This window comes from Arthrobacter sp. H41 (assembly GCF_000520535.1).
Lineage (GTDB): Bacteria > Actinomycetota > Actinomycetes > Actinomycetales > Micrococcaceae > Arthrobacter_D.
The window spans coordinates 11,416-26,432 of sequence record NZ_KI914804.1 but is presented as its reverse complement, the minus strand read 5'-3'; the positions used below and the strand labels follow the sequence as shown (position 1 = coordinate 26,432).

Annotated in this window: 15 protein-coding genes; 9 read left to right on the top strand and 6 right to left on the bottom strand. The window is 66.4% G+C overall.

The window, feature by feature from the left end; genetic code table 11:
* A partial coding sequence (locus Y705_RS19315; protein ID WP_155850042.1) for a COG4315 family predicted lipoprotein occupies window positions 1-353 on the top strand: 353 nt, incomplete at its 5' end.
* 52 nt (window positions 354-405) lie between these two features.
* Here Y705_RS19315 and yczR read toward each other — a convergent pair.
* Window positions 406-1,818, bottom strand: a complete 1,413-nt coding sequence (gene yczR, locus Y705_RS0111285) for a MocR-like transcription factor YczR (protein ID WP_026532932.1) — start codon at window positions 1,816-1,818, stop codon at window positions 406-408.
* Between the two features lie 61 nt (window positions 1,819-1,879).
* On the opposite strand from yczR, the gene yczE reads away from it, so the two are divergent.
* Together yczE and Y705_RS0111275 are read left to right on the top strand one after the other, a co-directional pair.
* Window positions 1,880-2,509, top strand: a complete 630-nt coding sequence (yczE, locus tag Y705_RS19310) for a membrane protein YczE (protein ID WP_049822635.1) — start codon at window positions 1,880-1,882, stop codon at window positions 2,507-2,509.
* A 45-nt stretch (window positions 2,510-2,554) separates the two neighbouring features.
* Entirely contained in the window at window positions 2,555-3,418 is an 864-nt protein-coding gene (locus Y705_RS0111275) for an MBL fold metallo-hydrolase (protein ID WP_026532931.1), read from the top strand.
* On the opposite strand, the gene Y705_RS19305 is transcribed toward Y705_RS0111275, so the two are convergent.
* Entirely contained in the window at window positions 3,366-4,703 is a 1,338-nt protein-coding gene (locus Y705_RS19305) for a D-arabinono-1,4-lactone oxidase (RefSeq protein WP_081737995.1), read from the bottom strand. The two genes, Y705_RS0111275 and Y705_RS19305, sit on opposite strands and share 53 nt — an antisense overlap.
* 127 nt (window positions 4,704-4,830) lie before the next feature.
* Between Y705_RS19305 and Y705_RS0111265 the strand changes: the two genes are divergently transcribed.
* The 6 genes from Y705_RS0111265 to Y705_RS0111235 all read left to right on the top strand — a co-directional run bounded on the left by Y705_RS0111265 (window position 4,831) and on the right by Y705_RS0111235 (window position 11,932).
* Window positions 4,831-5,847, top strand: a complete 1,017-nt coding sequence (locus tag Y705_RS0111265) for a LacI family DNA-binding transcriptional regulator (RefSeq protein WP_026532930.1) — start codon at window positions 4,831-4,833, stop codon at window positions 5,845-5,847.
* Between the two features lie 286 nt (window positions 5,848-6,133).
* A complete protein-coding gene (locus Y705_RS0111255; protein ID WP_026532929.1) occupies window positions 6,134-7,486 on the top strand; it encodes an ABC transporter substrate-binding protein in 1,353 nt (450 codons plus the stop codon).
* A 97-nt stretch (window positions 7,487-7,583) separates the two neighbouring features.
* Window positions 7,584-8,534, top strand: a complete 951-nt coding sequence (locus Y705_RS0111250; RefSeq protein ID WP_026532928.1) for a carbohydrate ABC transporter permease — start codon at window positions 7,584-7,586, stop codon at window positions 8,532-8,534.
* 3 nt (window positions 8,535-8,537) lie between these two features.
* On the top strand, window positions 8,538-9,467 hold the full coding sequence (locus Y705_RS0111245) for a carbohydrate ABC transporter permease (protein WP_081737994.1): 930 nt from the start codon (window positions 8,538-8,540) through the stop codon (window positions 9,465-9,467).
* Window positions 9,468-9,515: 48 nt separating this feature from the next.
* Entirely contained in the window at window positions 9,516-11,027 is a 1,512-nt protein-coding gene (gene arfA / locus Y705_RS0111240; protein ID WP_026532926.1) for an arabinosylfuranosidase ArfA, read from the top strand.
* Window positions 11,024-11,932, top strand: coding sequence for an aldose 1-epimerase family protein (locus Y705_RS0111235; protein WP_026532925.1), 909 nt, complete (start codon window positions 11,024-11,026; stop codon window positions 11,930-11,932). The genes arfA and Y705_RS0111235 overlap by 4 nt, the downstream gene beginning before the upstream one ends.
* Before the next feature lie 114 nt (window positions 11,933-12,046).
* Here the strand turns inward: Y705_RS0111235 and Y705_RS0111230 are convergent, their stop codons facing one another.
* The 4 genes from Y705_RS0111230 to Y705_RS19295 all read right to left on the bottom strand — a co-directional run.
* Entirely contained in the window at window positions 12,047-12,619 is a 573-nt protein-coding gene (locus Y705_RS0111230; protein ID WP_026532924.1) for an MOSC domain-containing protein, read from the bottom strand.
* Entirely contained in the window at window positions 12,616-13,275 is a 660-nt protein-coding gene (locus Y705_RS19300) for an AAA family ATPase (RefSeq protein WP_275450810.1), read from the bottom strand. Before Y705_RS19300 ends, Y705_RS0111230 begins: the two co-directional genes overlap by 4 nt.
* A 29-nt stretch (window positions 13,276-13,304) precedes the next feature.
* Window positions 13,305-14,183: a universal stress protein gene (locus Y705_RS0111220; protein ID WP_026532923.1), complete on the bottom strand. Its 879-nt coding sequence runs from the start codon at window positions 14,181-14,183 to the stop codon at window positions 13,305-13,307.
* A 25-nt stretch (window positions 14,184-14,208) separates the two neighbouring features.
* Window positions 14,209-15,017 (bottom strand): universal stress protein (locus tag Y705_RS19295; RefSeq protein WP_081737992.1); only part of this gene is annotated, 809 nt, incomplete at its 5' end.

The window sequence follows — 15,017 nt, the reverse complement described above, 5'->3', positions numbered from 1 at the left end:
GCCCGACCACTCTAGGAGTGGCGGAGAGTGAGTTCGGGGAGATCGTGGTCGACGCCGAGGGTAGGACGGTCTACTACTTCACCCGTGACGAAGCCGATTCCGGGGTCAGCGCTTGTACCGGCGATTGCCTTGTCGCCTGGCCGCCCGTGATCAGTGAAAGCGAAACCCCCGAGGTGGACGGTGTCACCGGAGAGTTGGGTACCATCCAGACCCCCGAGGGGCAGCTCCACATGACGATCAACGGGATGCCGATCTACTACTTCGACAAGGACCTGGCTGCCGGCGACGTCAACGGCCAGGGCGTCGGAGAGGTCTGGTACGTCGTAGCCCCTGACGGGACCATGATCCAGTAATCCTTGAGCTTCGACAGCGAAGCCGGAATGAACCCAAGGAGGACAGTGTGGGTCAGACGAGTGCGGGCAGATATGAGGTACGCGAGGGCGACTCCGGTCCCAACGCAGCCCATGTCCCTGCCAGTATCCGCACGGCCTGCTCCGTGTCCTCGGCTGGATAGCTGAAAGGAATCCGCAGGAACCGCTCGAACTCACCGTTGATGCCGAAGCGCGGTCCCGCACCCAGGAGTAGTCCGCCGGACCGCGCAGCCAGAGCCAGCTGGGAGCTGGCGGGCCGTCCCAGGTTCACCCAGGTGCTCAGCCCGCCGTTGACGTGGGGAACCTCCCACTCCGGAAGCGCCGAGGCGAGAAGGGACTCGAGGTGTTGCCGTCCGCGCGCCAACTGCCCGGCCCGGACTCCCAACAATCGTCTGTAGTCCTTCATCAGCTCCAGCGCGATCAGCTGTTCGAGGACGGGAGTACCGAGGTCGTTACTGAACCGCGCCTGCACCAGGCGTCCGATCAACTCGGGCTCCGCACGGATCCAGCCGATGCACAGCCCGCCCCACACAGTCTTGCCCAGGGAGCCGATGAGGACTGCCGGCCCGTAAGCCGCCAGAGGGAGAGCCGGTTCCGCCCCGTCGATGCGCAGTTCAGCCATGGTCTCGTCAGCGATCACCACGGTGTCGTGGCGCTCGGCTTCGGTCAGCAGCCGCTCCCTCAACCCGGGAGTCATGACCTCACCCGTCGGGTTGTGATAGTCGGGCATCACGTAGGCAATGGCAGGACGGGCCCGGCGGAAGGCCTGCTCCATGCCGTCCTCATCCCACCCTGACCCGGTGCTCACCGCCACGGGAACCAGCCGCCGCCCGGCCGAGCGCAGTGCCTCATAGGCGTGGGGGTAGCTGGGCGCCTCGACCAGCGCCGAGTCACGCCGCTCCAGCAGGGTCCGCGCGAGGAGTGAGATAGCGTGCTGTGCGCCGAGGGTGACCATGATCTGCTGCGGTGTGGTCGGCAAGCCACGCTCGGCGTAGCGGTCCGCCAAGGCCTGCCGCAAGCGGGGCAGTCCCACGGGATCGTAGCCGGAACCGTTCAGATACGCAGGCAGTTCCTGGACAGCCCTCGCCGTCGCCTCGGTGAACTGGGGGGCGGCGGGAAGGGCCGCCTTGCTGAAATCGAGGAGTCCCGCCGGATTGTCCTCGGGCGGGGGAGCGCCGCCGCCGGGCATCCCGACGACGCTCCCGGAACCCCGGGTGCTGAACACGTAGCCCATCCCTCGCAAGCTGGCATAGGCGGCAGCGACGGTAGTCCGGCTGACACCGAGCTTTTCGGCCAGCTCACGCTCGGCCGGCAACCTCGTGCCAAGCGGGAGGCGGCCATCCAGCACCAGTAGCCGGATGCGGTCAGCGAGGGCCGTATACACCGCGGTGTTGCCCCGCCACTGCCCGAGTTCCGACGAAAGGCGATGGGCGGAAAGTACCAGCATGATGCCAGAGTAGTAGAATTGGCATCTTGTGGTAAGTCCAATTCAACGATTGAGTAGCACCATGCCTTTCCTTTCGATCCGCCGCTGGGCCCAGCTCCTGACAGGACTCTTCCTCTATGGCGTGTCACTCGCCATGATGATCCGGGCGGGTCTGGGTGTCTCGCCCTGGGACGTCCTGGGCCAGGGCGCGTCGCTGCAGACGGGCATCCCGTTCGGTTGGATGACCAACATCATCGGCGCCCTGGTCCTCCTGCTGTGGATTCCACTGCGCCAGAAGCCCGGGGTGGGGACGGTGCTCAACGTGCTTCTGGTCGGACCCAGTGCCGAGGTCGGCCTGGCACTGATCTCCGAACCGGACCAGCTCTGGGCCCGGGTGCTGCTCTTCACCGGCGGACTGGTTCTCCTCGCGGTTGCGAGCGGTCTCTATATCGGGGCGCGCCTGGGGCCGGGTCCGAGGGACGGCTTGATGACTGGCGTGCACTCGCGTTACGGGCTGCCGATCTGGCTGGTCAGGACCACCATCGAAGCGACAGTCCTCGGCCTCGGATGGGTCCTCGGGGGAACGGTCGGTCTGGGGACGGTGGCCTTCGCGCTCCTGATCGGCCCGTTGATCAACTTCCTGCTACCGCTGCTCCGCGTGCCCGAGCGAAGGACGTCGACGGCGGCGCTCGCCGTCGAGCCCGCGCCGTAGGTGTCGACATTTAGAATGGGAAGGCGTCCGACCGAAAGGGAACCCATGTCCGCAGCACCTCCAGAATCCGAGCCGGACAGTCCCTGGCGAGAACTCGGCCCCGGTGTATGGGTGTGGTCCACTCCGGGATTCGGAATGAACACCGGCCTCGTGCTGGGTTCGGACAAGGGTCTTGTCATCGACTCCGGAGCCGGGCCGCTGCAGGTGCGGGAGATCTATCGCGCCGTCCGACAGCGAACGGATCTACCCCTCGTCGTGGTGAATACCCACGCACACGGCGATCATTTCTTCGGAAACAGTTACTTCGCCGCCCAGGGGGTCGAGGAGTTCTGGGCGACGGCGCGCTGCAGCGAAGTGAGTTCCGAGCGCGGTGAAGCCCAGCGCGGGCTGGTGGCCGGCATCGAGCCCGGTATGGCCGCGGACGACGGCGACAACACGGGCATCCTGCCCGCCAATCGCCTGGTGGAAGGCGCCCCTGTGGATCTGGATCTGGGTGGTGTCTCGGTGACCCTGTTCCATCTGGGCCGGGGGCATACCGACCACGATCTCCTGGTGGGCGTCGGAAATGTGCTCTTCACGGGAGACCTGGTGGAAGAGGGCGCGGACCCGGCGTTCGAGGATTCGTTTCCTATCGACTGGATCCGGACCCTCGGCAAGATCGTTGCCCTCGAGGACCTGTACGACGTCTTTGTCCCGGGGCATGGAAGCCCTGTGGGGGTCGACTACGTAGTCACGCAGTTGAACAGGATGCGTTCGGCCATCCGCGTGACGAAAGTGGCCATGGATGAGGCGTCCACCGACATGACCAAGGCCATTCCGCTGCTGCCTTACGGCCCGGAACAGTCGCGCGCGCTCCTTACCCGGCTCCGGACCCTGGCACATTGGCAGTGGCTCGACCGGAAGCACTGATGGCGGGAGGATTCAGCGCTCCTCGTCGGCTCGCTCTGCCGAAAACCTTGCGCTCGAGGAAGTCGTTGCGGAACTTGTGTTCCGGGTCCATGCGTTCCGCGAGCGCCCGGAAGTCCGAAAGGCGCGGGTAGCGCGGTTCAAGCGCATCCGCTTCCGCAGCGAACAGCTTGCCCCAGTGGGGACGCGCCGACAGCGGCGCCAAAGCAGTCTCGAGCTCCGGCAGCAGGGCCTCGACGGCAGCCTGCTCGGGCTTCCAGGTCAGATGGAATCCGATGCTCGCGCGTTCGTAGCTGCTGCTCAGCCACAACCGGTCCGCTGCCATGGAGCGGACCTCGGACACCTGGAGCAGGGGAGCGAGGCGGTCGCCGAAGGACCGCATCACCGTGATCGCCTCCCCTGCGTGCTCCCGCGGCACCAGATACTCGGTCTGCAGTTCCTGACCGCTACTCGGAAAGAAACCCATCCGGAAATGCGCGAGGCGGTTTGACCACGGCCCGGGGATTCCGAGCTGCTCGGTGCAGTTCTCTGCTGAGATGCCCGGGAGGGGATGCAGCGCGGCGTGGGCGGGGGTGCCGCCGAAGAATTCCGTCCGGAGGCCGGGTGCGTCGGCCCGGCTCTTCAGCCACGCCTGGCTGACAGCGTCGCTGCGCCAGTCCGTGAAGAGACTGACGCTGTAGGCGGCCGAGGTGGCGGCGTCGAAATCTTCGAGGACGGTGGTCCAGGGGATGTTCGTGAAGACGTCCTGGCGCACGTCGAATGCGGGCTCGATGCGCAGGGTGAGCCTGCTGACGATCCCCAGTGCGCCCAGCCCCACCACCATGCCGTCGAAGTCGGCGGTGCTGCCCCGCTGGACGGGCAGGAGCTCGCCCGAGGCCAGCACCAGATCCATGCCGACGACGGCGGTGGCCAGGTTGCCGTTGGTGTCGCCCGAGCCGTGGGTTGCGGTCGCCACCGCGCCGGCCACCGAGATATGGGGAAGGGAGGCGAGATTGTGGAGTGCGTAGCCGCTTCTCTGCAGCTCCCCGGCCAGTACCCCGTACCGGGTTCCTCCGCTCACGCTGACGGTGCGCGCGGTTTCATCGATGGAGATGCCCGGTTCGAGCTTTTCCAGCGACACGAGGGTACCGGTCGAATCGGCGAGGTCGTTGAAGGAATGACGCGATCCCAGGGCGCGGAGCTTCGGAGCCGACGCCGTCACTTCCTGGAGTTCAGCGATCGACCTGGGGTAGGCGAAACCGCGGGCGCGATACGTGTGGTTGCCTGCCCAGTTCAGTTCGCTGCTCACATCTGGTCCTTGATCGTCCGCCTCGGTCAGTGCCACTCTACAGAGGATGCCACCGTTTCCTACAACGTTGTAGAATCACTTCACGTGTGAGGTAATGGGCGTCACCGTCAGGATCAGGGGGAGCGGCATGGCGGCCACACTTCGGGACGTAGCGCTTGCCGCCGGCGTCTCCATCAAGACTGTCTCCAATGTGATCAATGATTACGAGCACATCCGCGCCGATACCAAGCGCCGGGTCCTGGAGGCAATCACGGAACTCGGCTACAGCCCCAACCTGTCGGCCAGGAGCCTTCGCTCAGGTAGAACCGGCGTGATCGGCCTCGCTGTTCCCGAGCTGAAGCTCAGCTACTTCGCCGAACTCGCCGATTCCATCATCAAGGCTGCAGAGCGGCGCGGGCTCAAGGTGCTGATCGAACAGACCGGCGGTGACCGCGCCCATGAGCTTGAAATCCTCGCCAGCCCCCGACTCCAGCTGACCGACGGTCTCCTGTTCAGTCCGTTGGGGATGTCCAACGAGGACGCCCACTATCTCACGGTGGGCTTCCCCCTGGTGCTCCTCGGCGAGCGGATCTTCGGGGGGCCGACGGACCATGTCACGATGAGCAACGTCGAGAGTGCGCGTGCCGCCACCGCCCACCTGGTGGCGCGGGGCAGGAGGCGCATCGCCGTCGTCGGTGGCCACCTCGACGAGGTGATCGGTTCGGCGGGCCTGCGGCTGCGCGGTTATCGGCAGGCGCTGGAGGAGGCGGGGATTCCCTTCGATCCCGCACTCGTCGGCTACACCACCCTGTGGCACCGCTCCAACGGTGCGACGACCATGCGGGAATTGCTCGCGTCGGGGGTGGGGTTCGATGCCGTTTTCGGCATGAACGACACCCTGGCACTCGGCGCCATGCGCGTGCTCCAGGAGGCGGGACGGCGAATTCCCGACGACGTCGCCGTCATCGGTTTCGATGATCTTGACGAGGGCAGGTATTCGCTGCCCACGCTGTCCACGATCGATCCGGGCAGGGACGAGATCGCCGACACTGCGGTGCGCGTGCTGCAGGAGCGCATCTCCGGGCGTAAGGGCGATATGCCGCCACGAGCGTTCGAAGCGCGTTTCCAGGTCATCGAGCGTGAGTCCTCGGCGCTGGCCGGCTGACGATCCGATGGCCGCGAGAAATTTCGTTGCAGCTGCTTGACAGTGACCCGTCTCACTCTGCATGCTTCTTCTACAACGTTTACCTACAACGATGTAAATGACGGAACCGGAACCTGCGAAGATCCTCGAACAGCGAGGTGAACCTGCAGGAGGACGGCCCGGATCAAGGAAGATTCGAGCGGGCACAGCACCTGGTGTCCCAGCGACTTCCCTCCCAGCAGTACCTGGACCAGCCGCCTCCGGGGCGGGCCACGGTGGAATTCCACCGCGAGAGGAAGCAAAAGACATGAAAGCCAAGTTCCTGGCCTCGGCCGGCATCGTCGCCGCCACTGCCGTAGCACTGACCGGCTGCTCCGGAGGAAACGGAAGCGGCGGGGGAGGCGGCTCCGAGGCCGCGTCCTGCACCAACACGATCGTCAATGCCGAGGCACCCCAGGTCACCGTCTGGGCCTGGTACCCCGCGTTCAACGAGGTGGTGGACCAGTTCAACAACGCCAACGACGACGTCCAGATCTGCTGGACCAACGCAGGCCAGGGCAACGACGAGTACACCAAGTTCTCGACATCGATCGAGTCCGGTTCCGGTGCCCCCGACGTCATCCAGCTCGAGTCCGAGGTGCTGCCCAGCTTCACCATTCGCGACGCGCTCGTGGACCTCACGGAATACGGAGCCGACGACGTCAAGGACAACTACGCGGAGGGCGCCTGGGAGGATGCCTCCAGCGGTGACTCCGTCTACGCCATCCCCGTGGACGGCGGCCCCATGGGCATGCTCTACCGCCAGGACCTCTTCGATGCAGCAGGCATCGAGGTCCCCGCGACCTGGGAGGAATTCGAGGTCGCAGCCCAGAAGCTGAAGGACTCCGGTAACGGAGCCGTCATCGCCGACTTCCCGACCAACGGACGGGCTTTCAACCAGGCTCTGTTCGCACAGGCAGGATCGGTTCCCTTCGATTACGACTCCGCGAATCCGCAGGAGATCGGCATCGAGGTCAATGACGAGGGCGCCAAGAAGGTCCTCGAGTACTGGAACGGACTCGTGAAGGACGGCCTGGTCGCCACCGACGACGCCTTCACCGCTGACTACAACACCAAGCTCGTCGATGGCTCGTACGCCGTCTACCTCGCCGCCGCGTGGGGACCGGGCTACCTGCAAGGCCTCTCCGACGCAGACCCGGACGCCATCTGGCGTGCGGCGCCGCTGCCACAGTGGGATGCGGCCGACCCCGTGCAGGTCAACTGGGGCGGCTCGACCTTCGCGGTGACCGAGCAGGCATCCGACAAGGAACTCTCGGCCCGCGTGGCCATGGAAATCTTCGGCTCCGACGAGCAGATGAACCTCGGCATCGACAAGGGAGCGCTCTTCCCGTCCTACGCCCCGGTCCTCGAGTCCGAGGAGTTCGCCAACAAGGAGTACGAGTTCTTCGGCGGCCAGCAGATCAACAAGGACGTGTTCCTCGATGCTGCGGCAGGCTACGAGGGAGCCACCTTCAGCCCGTTCCAGAACTACGCCTACGACCAGCTGACGGTCCAGATCTACGCGATGGTCCAGGGCGAGAAGGATGCCGGCCAGGCCCTCGACGACCTCCAGGCATCACTGGAGCAGTACGCCACCGAGCAGGGCTTCACCCTGAAATAGCCCGCCTCCCGGGAAGGTGCCCGCGTCCATCGCGGGCGCCTTCCCGGTCCGCCCACCCCACCGCTCCATCCGTCCCACAGCTCGAGGAAAGACCACCATGGCTACGACCACCGCGCCGAGTTCGGCCCACCGGGCCGAGGCACCCTCCCAGGTCAAGCACCGCCCCGACAGGAGCTACCGCCGACGACAGCGGTGGGGTTGGTTCTTCGTGGCACCCTTCGCTGTCATCTTCCTGACGTTCCTCATCCTGCCCCTGGTCTTCGCCTTTCGGATGAGCCTGTTCACCAGTACGCTCGCGACGGGCACCAGGTTCGTCGGTGCGGACAACTACCTCAAGGCGTTCACCGATCCGATCTTCCTCGAGGGACTCGGAACCGTCGCCAGGTTCGCGCTGATCATGATCCCGGCCCAGATGATCGTGGCGCTCCTCGCGGCGCTCGTGCTCGACAACCTGGCCACCTGGGCCTCCAAGTTCTCCCGCCTCATGATCTTCATCCCCTACGCGGTGCCGGTGGTCATAGGCGCCCTGATGTGGGGCTTCCTCTACAGCCCCCGCTTCGGTCCGGCCAGCAGCATCTTCGGCCTCTTCGGACTCGCCGCGCCGGAGTTCCTCGCCCAGGACAACATCTTCGGCAGCCTCGTCAATATCGTGACGTGGCAATGGGCGGGCTACTACATGATCATCATCTACGCCGCCCTGCGGGGCATCGACCCCGGGATCTATGAGGCCGCGGTGCTCGACGGCGCATCCGACCGGCAGATCGCCTGGCGGATCAAGATCCCGATGATCTCGTCCTCGATGGTCATGGTCGTGATCTTCGCCCTGATCGGCACCCTGCAGTTCTTCACCGAGCCCCAGGTGCTGAGGGGCGTGGCACAGGGCGCCATCCCGACGTCGTACACGCCGAACATGTACGCCTTCTCGCTCGCCTTCTCCTACAGCCAGTTCAACTACGCCTCCGCTATCTCCTTCGCGCTCGGCATCGTCGTCTTCGTCTTCTCCTTCCTCTTCCTTTTCCTGACCCGCAAGCAGAGCGGACTGAAATAAGCCATGGCCCTCGTCACAGACACCCCCCGCCAGCAGGACGGCGGCCGGAAGGTCCGCGGTGCCGCGGCACGCAACCGAGCCCGCAACGGCGGTCCGCGCATCGGCTCCCATATCTTCCTGCTCATCCTCGTCATCTACTTCATCACCCCGATCTGGTGGCTGACGGTCGCGAGCACCAAGGACACCGCCGGCCTGTTCGGCGGCTCCGGCGGACCGCTCTGGTTCGACAACGAGTTCCACCTCTTCAGCAACATCCAGGGATTGTTCGAGCGGCAGGACGGGATCTACTGGCGCTGGCTCGGCAACTCGTTCCTGTACGCGATCTCGGGCGGCGTCGGAGCCACCATCCTCGCGGTCCTCGCCGGCTACGGGTTCGCGAAGTACGACTTCCGCGGACGGGGGGCCTTCTTCGGCATCCTGCTCGGCGCGGTCATGGTGCCCCTGACGGCGCTGGTCATCCCGACCTTCGTGCTCCTGAGCTCGGTAGGACTCGTGAACACCATCTGGGCCGTCATCCTGCCCTCGCTGCTCAGCCCGTTCGGCGTCTACCTGATGAGGGTCTTCGCCCAGGAGGCAGTACCCGACGAACTGCTCGACGCCGCTCGGATCGACGGCGCGGGCGAGATCCGGACCTTCTTCCAGATCGCCCTGCCGCTGCTCCGCCCGGCCGTTGTCACGGTGCTCCTGCTCTCCGTCGTCGGAACCTGGAACAACTTCTTCCTACCGCTCGCGGTCCTCAGCGACCCGCTACTGCTCCCCGTGACCGTGGGCCTCAACGGCTGGCAGGCACTGTCCAACGCCGGCAGCGGCGGTGAAGCGCTCTGGAACCTGATCACCACGGGAGCCTTTCTCTCGATCATCCCGCTGATCATCGCGTTCCTCTCCCTTCAGAAGTACTGGCAGGGCGGGCTGTCGCTGGGTTCGCTCAAGTAGCCCGCACCCCGCTCCCTGCCCACACCACCACGCACAGAAAGTAGTTGAATGCAGAACGCACGCCTCACCCTCGACCCCTCCTTCACGGTCGGGCGGATCAACCGCAACCTCTTCGGCGGGTTCGTCGAACACCTCGGCCGCCACGTCTACGACGGCATCTACGAGCCCGGCCACGCCACCGCCGACGACGAGGGCTTCCGTCAGGACGTCATCGAACTCGTCCGGGAGATGGGCGTTTCCACCATCCGCTACCCCGGCGGCAACTTTGTCTCCGGGTTCCGCTGGGAGGACAGCGTGGGACCCCGCGAGGATCGCCCCACCCGGCTGGATCTCGCCTGGCACTCCACCGAGACGAACCAGGTGGGCATGCACGAGTTCGCCTCGTGGCTGCAGAAGGTGGGCAGCGACCTCATGCTGGCGGTGAACCTCGGAACGAGGGGCACGCCCGAGGCGCTCGAGCTCCTCGAGTACTCGAACCTGCCCAAGGGTACGGCCCTCTCCGACCAGCGCATGGCCAACGGCCGCCCCGACCCGTTCGACGTCAAGATCTGGTGCCTCGGCAACGAGATGGACGGCCCGTGGCAGCTCGGTCACCGCTCCGCCGAGGACTACGGGAAGCTTGCTGCCATCACGGCCAGGGCGATGCGGCAGCTCGACCCGTCGATCGAGCTCGTGGCCTGTGGCTCCTCGAGTGCCCACATGCCCACCTTCGGCGAGTGGGAGCGCGTGGTGCTCACCCACACCTACGACGTCGTCGACTACATCTCCTGCCACGCCTACTACGAGGAGAAGAGCGGTGACCTCGCCTCCTTCCTCGCTTCCGCCGTCGACATGGACTCCTTCATCGAATCCGTGGTCGCCACCGCCGACCATGTGAAGGCCGTCCGCGGCAGCTCGAAGACCATCAACATCTCCTTCGACGAGTGGAACGTCTGGTACATCAGCCGCTTCGAGAACGTCGACAAGATCGAGGGCCTCGACAACTGGCCCGTGGCGCCACGCCTGCTCGAGGACTGCTACTCGGTGGCGGACGCCGTCGTGTTCGGCAACCTGATGATCTCGCTGCTCAAGCACGCCGACCGCGTCACCTCGGCGTCACTGGCGCAGCTCGTCAACGTGATCGCCCCGATTCTGACCGAGCCGGGCGGTCCGGCCTGGCGCCAGACCACCTTCTTCCCGTTCTCGATCACCTCGAAACTCGCGCAGGGCTCCGTGCTCGAGCTCAAGCTCGACGCCGGGACGTATCAGACCAGCGAGTACGGCGTCGTGCCGCTCGTGGATGCCGTGGCCACGCACGACGACGAGACAGGTGCCACCGCCGTCTTCCTCGTCAACCGCTCGCAGACCGAAGAGACGACCGTGACCATCGACATCACGGCGCTCAACGGCTTCAGCACCGTGGACGCGCAGTCGCTGTACGATGCGGACGTGTATGCCAAGAACACCCTCGAGGAGCCTGAGCGCGTCACCATGAGGCCCAACACTTCCGCGAAGCTCGACGGCGGCGTAGTCAACATCACGCTTCCTCCCGTGTCCTGGACGGCCGTATCCCTCGCATGACCCACCCCGAATACGTGATCGAGGGCAACGGGTACGCGGCCGTCGTCCTCGGTCTCGGTGCCGCCGTCCGCGAACTCACCCACGAGGGACGGCCCCTCGTGGTCGGCTTCGGTGCCGACGAGGAGATGCCCGACTTCCGGGGCGCCTTCGTGGCGCCCTGGCCCAACCGGATCGAGGACGGACGCTATTCCTTCGACGGCTCCGACTATGTGCTGCCGATCAATGAAACCGAACGCGGAACAGCCCTGCACGGGCTGGTCTTCGATGTCCCGTGGGACCTGGTGCACCACGCGGCGTCCTCGGTGACGCTCTCCTGCGCCATCGAGCCCATCGCGGCCTACCCCTTCAGGGTTTCCCTCGAGGTGCGCTTCAGCGTCGACGGCCGCGGATTCCGCACCGATGTCACCGCCGTCAACACGGGATCGGACCGCGCGCCCTACGGTGTCTGCCCCCACCCGTACCTCGTCGCCGGGCCGTCACCGCTCGACGAGTGGGTGCTCGAACTCCCCGCCGCCACGGTGCTGACGGTCACCCCGGACCGCCTGCTGCCGGTGGCGAAGCGGCCCGTCATAGGGACATCCTTCGACTTCCGCGCGGCAGATGCGCTCGGGGACGTGCAGATCGACCACGCCTTCACGGACCTCGCTCGGGACGACGCCGGCCTGGCCACGGTGCGGGTCGCGGATCCTCACCACGGCAGCGGAACAGCGATGGTCTGGGACGAGAGCTGCACATGGGTGCAGATCCACACGGCCGACCTCCCGCAGAAGCCCGAGAGCACGCGCCTCGGACTCGCCGTCGAACCGATGACGTGCCCGCCGGAGGCTTTCAACACGGGCGAGGACCTCGTGGTGCTTGCGCCCGGGGAGACGCACTGGACGGGCTGGACGATCATGGCCTTGTAGACCAGGCGCCAGGCCAGTGCCATCGGCCGGACCCTCGGATCTGCGGCCCCCGGACCCCTGGATCTGCGGCAGCGCCGCGCCGAGACGGAGTTCAGGGAGAACCCGGGTACCAGGCTATGGGAGCCGTGACGGCCGCAGCAGCGTGGGAAGATGCGCCTGGTCCGGTTCGAGGGGGACCGGGCTGATCAGCACAGCCGGTCCGCGATGCAGGATCCCATCCGAAAGCGGCTGGCAGCGCACTCCTCCCCGCCCCCGCATCGCGGCGTGCGCCCCAGGAGCCAGCATCCGATCCATCCAGGCACAGGGATGGGCAGGCCGTCCACCCCGGATCCGCACGAGGTCACCCTGGGATTCCAGAGCGAATTCCTCGCCCACGAGCGGAGCCAGTTGGGCGCCCCGAAGAATCACGTTGCGCCGCGTCAGCAGCGGGTCGAAGGGCGCGACCCCCAGACCCTCGGCGATGGCTTCGAGTGCCTCGACCGCCATCAGGGTCACCGCGGCATCCATGTGCGCCGCCTTGCCGAAGAACCGGTCTCCGACGATCCCTTTGCCGGTCACCAGCTCCACCCGGTGGGCATCTGTCATGGGGACATCCGCCGCGCCGTCGCGAGCGCGGCCGAAGTAGGCATGCGCCGGTGACACGAGCAGGTGCAGGACCTCCACGTCATATCGATACGATGCCGTCATGCCACCGAGCTATCCAGCTGGGTGACCGGGTGTGGTCCCGGCCTGCACCGTCGGCAGGTCCATGACGAATTGCGATTCAGGTGTGGGTCGCCTCCGGAGCCTCTTCCCGCAATCGCTGCGAGGTCGGCCCGGACGGCGGCTGGAGGGCGTGAAGCATCGAGGACCGTGAACGTGGCGTACTCGGGGAGGGAGGCGTACCCGGCCTGGAAGTCCGTCAGCCCCTGCAGTGTCTCGGTATCCGCGGCTCTTCGGTCGATGCGCCTGAGTGCGAGGGCAGGATCCAGTTCGAAGTGGACCACCGCGTCGGGCCGGGGCAGCACCGCAAGCAGCCAGGGAATCACGTGCCCCCTTGGCAGGCCCCTCATCCGGCGCAGGGCCAACTGGCAGACGAGTCCACGGTCCAGGACTACAAGCCCGGAACGGCGGCGGGCCCGAACGGTATTGATCAGCACGTTCCAGATGCGCACGGAGGACTCGAGGAGATCCTCCACCCGAGGCGACGGCCGAATGCCCGATCGAGCCCACATCGAGGCCATCGACACGCGCCCCGCCGGATTGCGCAGGAGGCAGGCCTGCTGCCCGGAGGCGCGGGCGGCGTCGACGACGGCGCGGGCAGCGGTGGTCTTTCCGGCGCCGTCAATTCCCGTGAGGACGATGAGCAGAACGAGTCCTTTCCTGCGGCGGGCTAATCAGTTGCTGTCCCACGCCACACAATCACATTTCCCTTGGAATGGTGCAGTACAGCGTGGGCAGTCGATCCCAATCGGGCGGCGAGGCCGCTGACACCCTTCGAGCCGAGGACCAGGCACTGGGTGTCGGCCACTTCGTGCAGCAGCATTTCAGGCACCGAGCGGCCCTCCGGCAGCCGTACCTCCAAACCCTCCTCCAGGCCGGCGCCCTTCGCGACGGCAGCCGCTTCGTCGAGGATCCGTTGCCCGTCCTCTGCGAGCGCAGGAACCCTGGGCCCGGACTTGGGTTGCGGCACCGCGTGCACGATACGCAGCGGCGAGGCGAGGGCCAGCGCCAGATTGCAGGCGAAGGTGAGGGATTTCCTGCTGAAGGACGATCCGTCCACTGCCACGACCACCGGTCCGGAGGCCGCGGCGGCGTCGCGGATGATCGCCACCGGGCAGCGGGCGGACGCCACCAGATGAAGGCTTGCGGATCCGATGAGGAGCCCGAGGAAGCCTCCGAGGCCCCTGCTTCCGGTCACGACGAGGGCGGCGTCGGCCGATGACCGGGTCAGGATCTCTGCCGGGTACCCGACCTCCAGGCGGGTCTCGATGGTGAGTCCGGGTGCCTCGGCGAGGGCTGCCTTTCGCCCGTCGGCGAGCGTGGTCACCGCCGCATGCTTGAGGCCGCTGTCCGCCACTCCGTTGACGGGCCCCAGATTGTGGGTCATCAGCGGCCAGAGCCAGCAGTGCACGATGACCAGCCTTGAGGAGCTGCTCGCGGCGTAGCGCGCGGCCCACCGGACTGCAGCCCCGGATACCTCCGAGCCGTCATACCCCACCACCACGGGGGCGTTGTTGTCGGAAGTGCCGTTGTCGGGTTGCTGCGTCATGAATCTCTCCAGATTGGTGGGTCGGTTACTCGGGAAGGCGTGTGATGAGCGTGGGGCAGGGCGGATTCAGCAGTACTTTATGGCTGACCGAACCGAGCAGCATGCGGCGTACCGCGCCGCGACCGAGGCTTCCCACCACGAGCAGCTGGGCAGCCGACGCCGCACGGATCAGTGCTTCGGCGGCCGGTAACTGGGTCTCGAGCCGGCTCCGCACCGCAAGATCCGGGTAGGAAGCGGCTACGAAGGACACCGCTTCGTCCAGAACGCGCCGGGACGCATCGATGACGCCCTCGTACTCCGCGCCGCCGGGTTCCTGCGTCCACGCCTCGGTGGGCGGGATAGCGCACGAGGTGAGGATCAGCAGGTCCGCGCCGACCAGTGCGGCCTCTGCCCCGGCGGCCTCAACAGCCTGGCGCGCTTCGGCCGAGCCATCGGTTCCCACCACTACTCCGGTGGCCGTGGGCAGAGCCTGTGGAGGAATCACTGCTACCGGCGCGAGACTCATGACGGCCACCTGCTGGCTGACTGCTCCCGTCAGCTCCCCCGAGTCCGCGTCCTTCTTGTCGGTACCAAGTACCACCATGCGGGCTGATGCGGACAGTTCACTCAGCGCACCCACCACCTCACCGCTGTGCACATGGGTGCTGACGTGCAGGCCGGGGACGAGCAACCGGGCCCGTTCCGCACCGGACTGGAGCAGCCGGCGGGCAGCCCCGATGACCGCGTCGTAGTGGGTGGCCTGGGGCATCAGCCAGTATTCATGGACGGCGTGCACCAGCTGCAGCGGACACTGCAGGGCGCCGGCCCGCCGCGCGGCCCAGTCCAGCGCGGCCG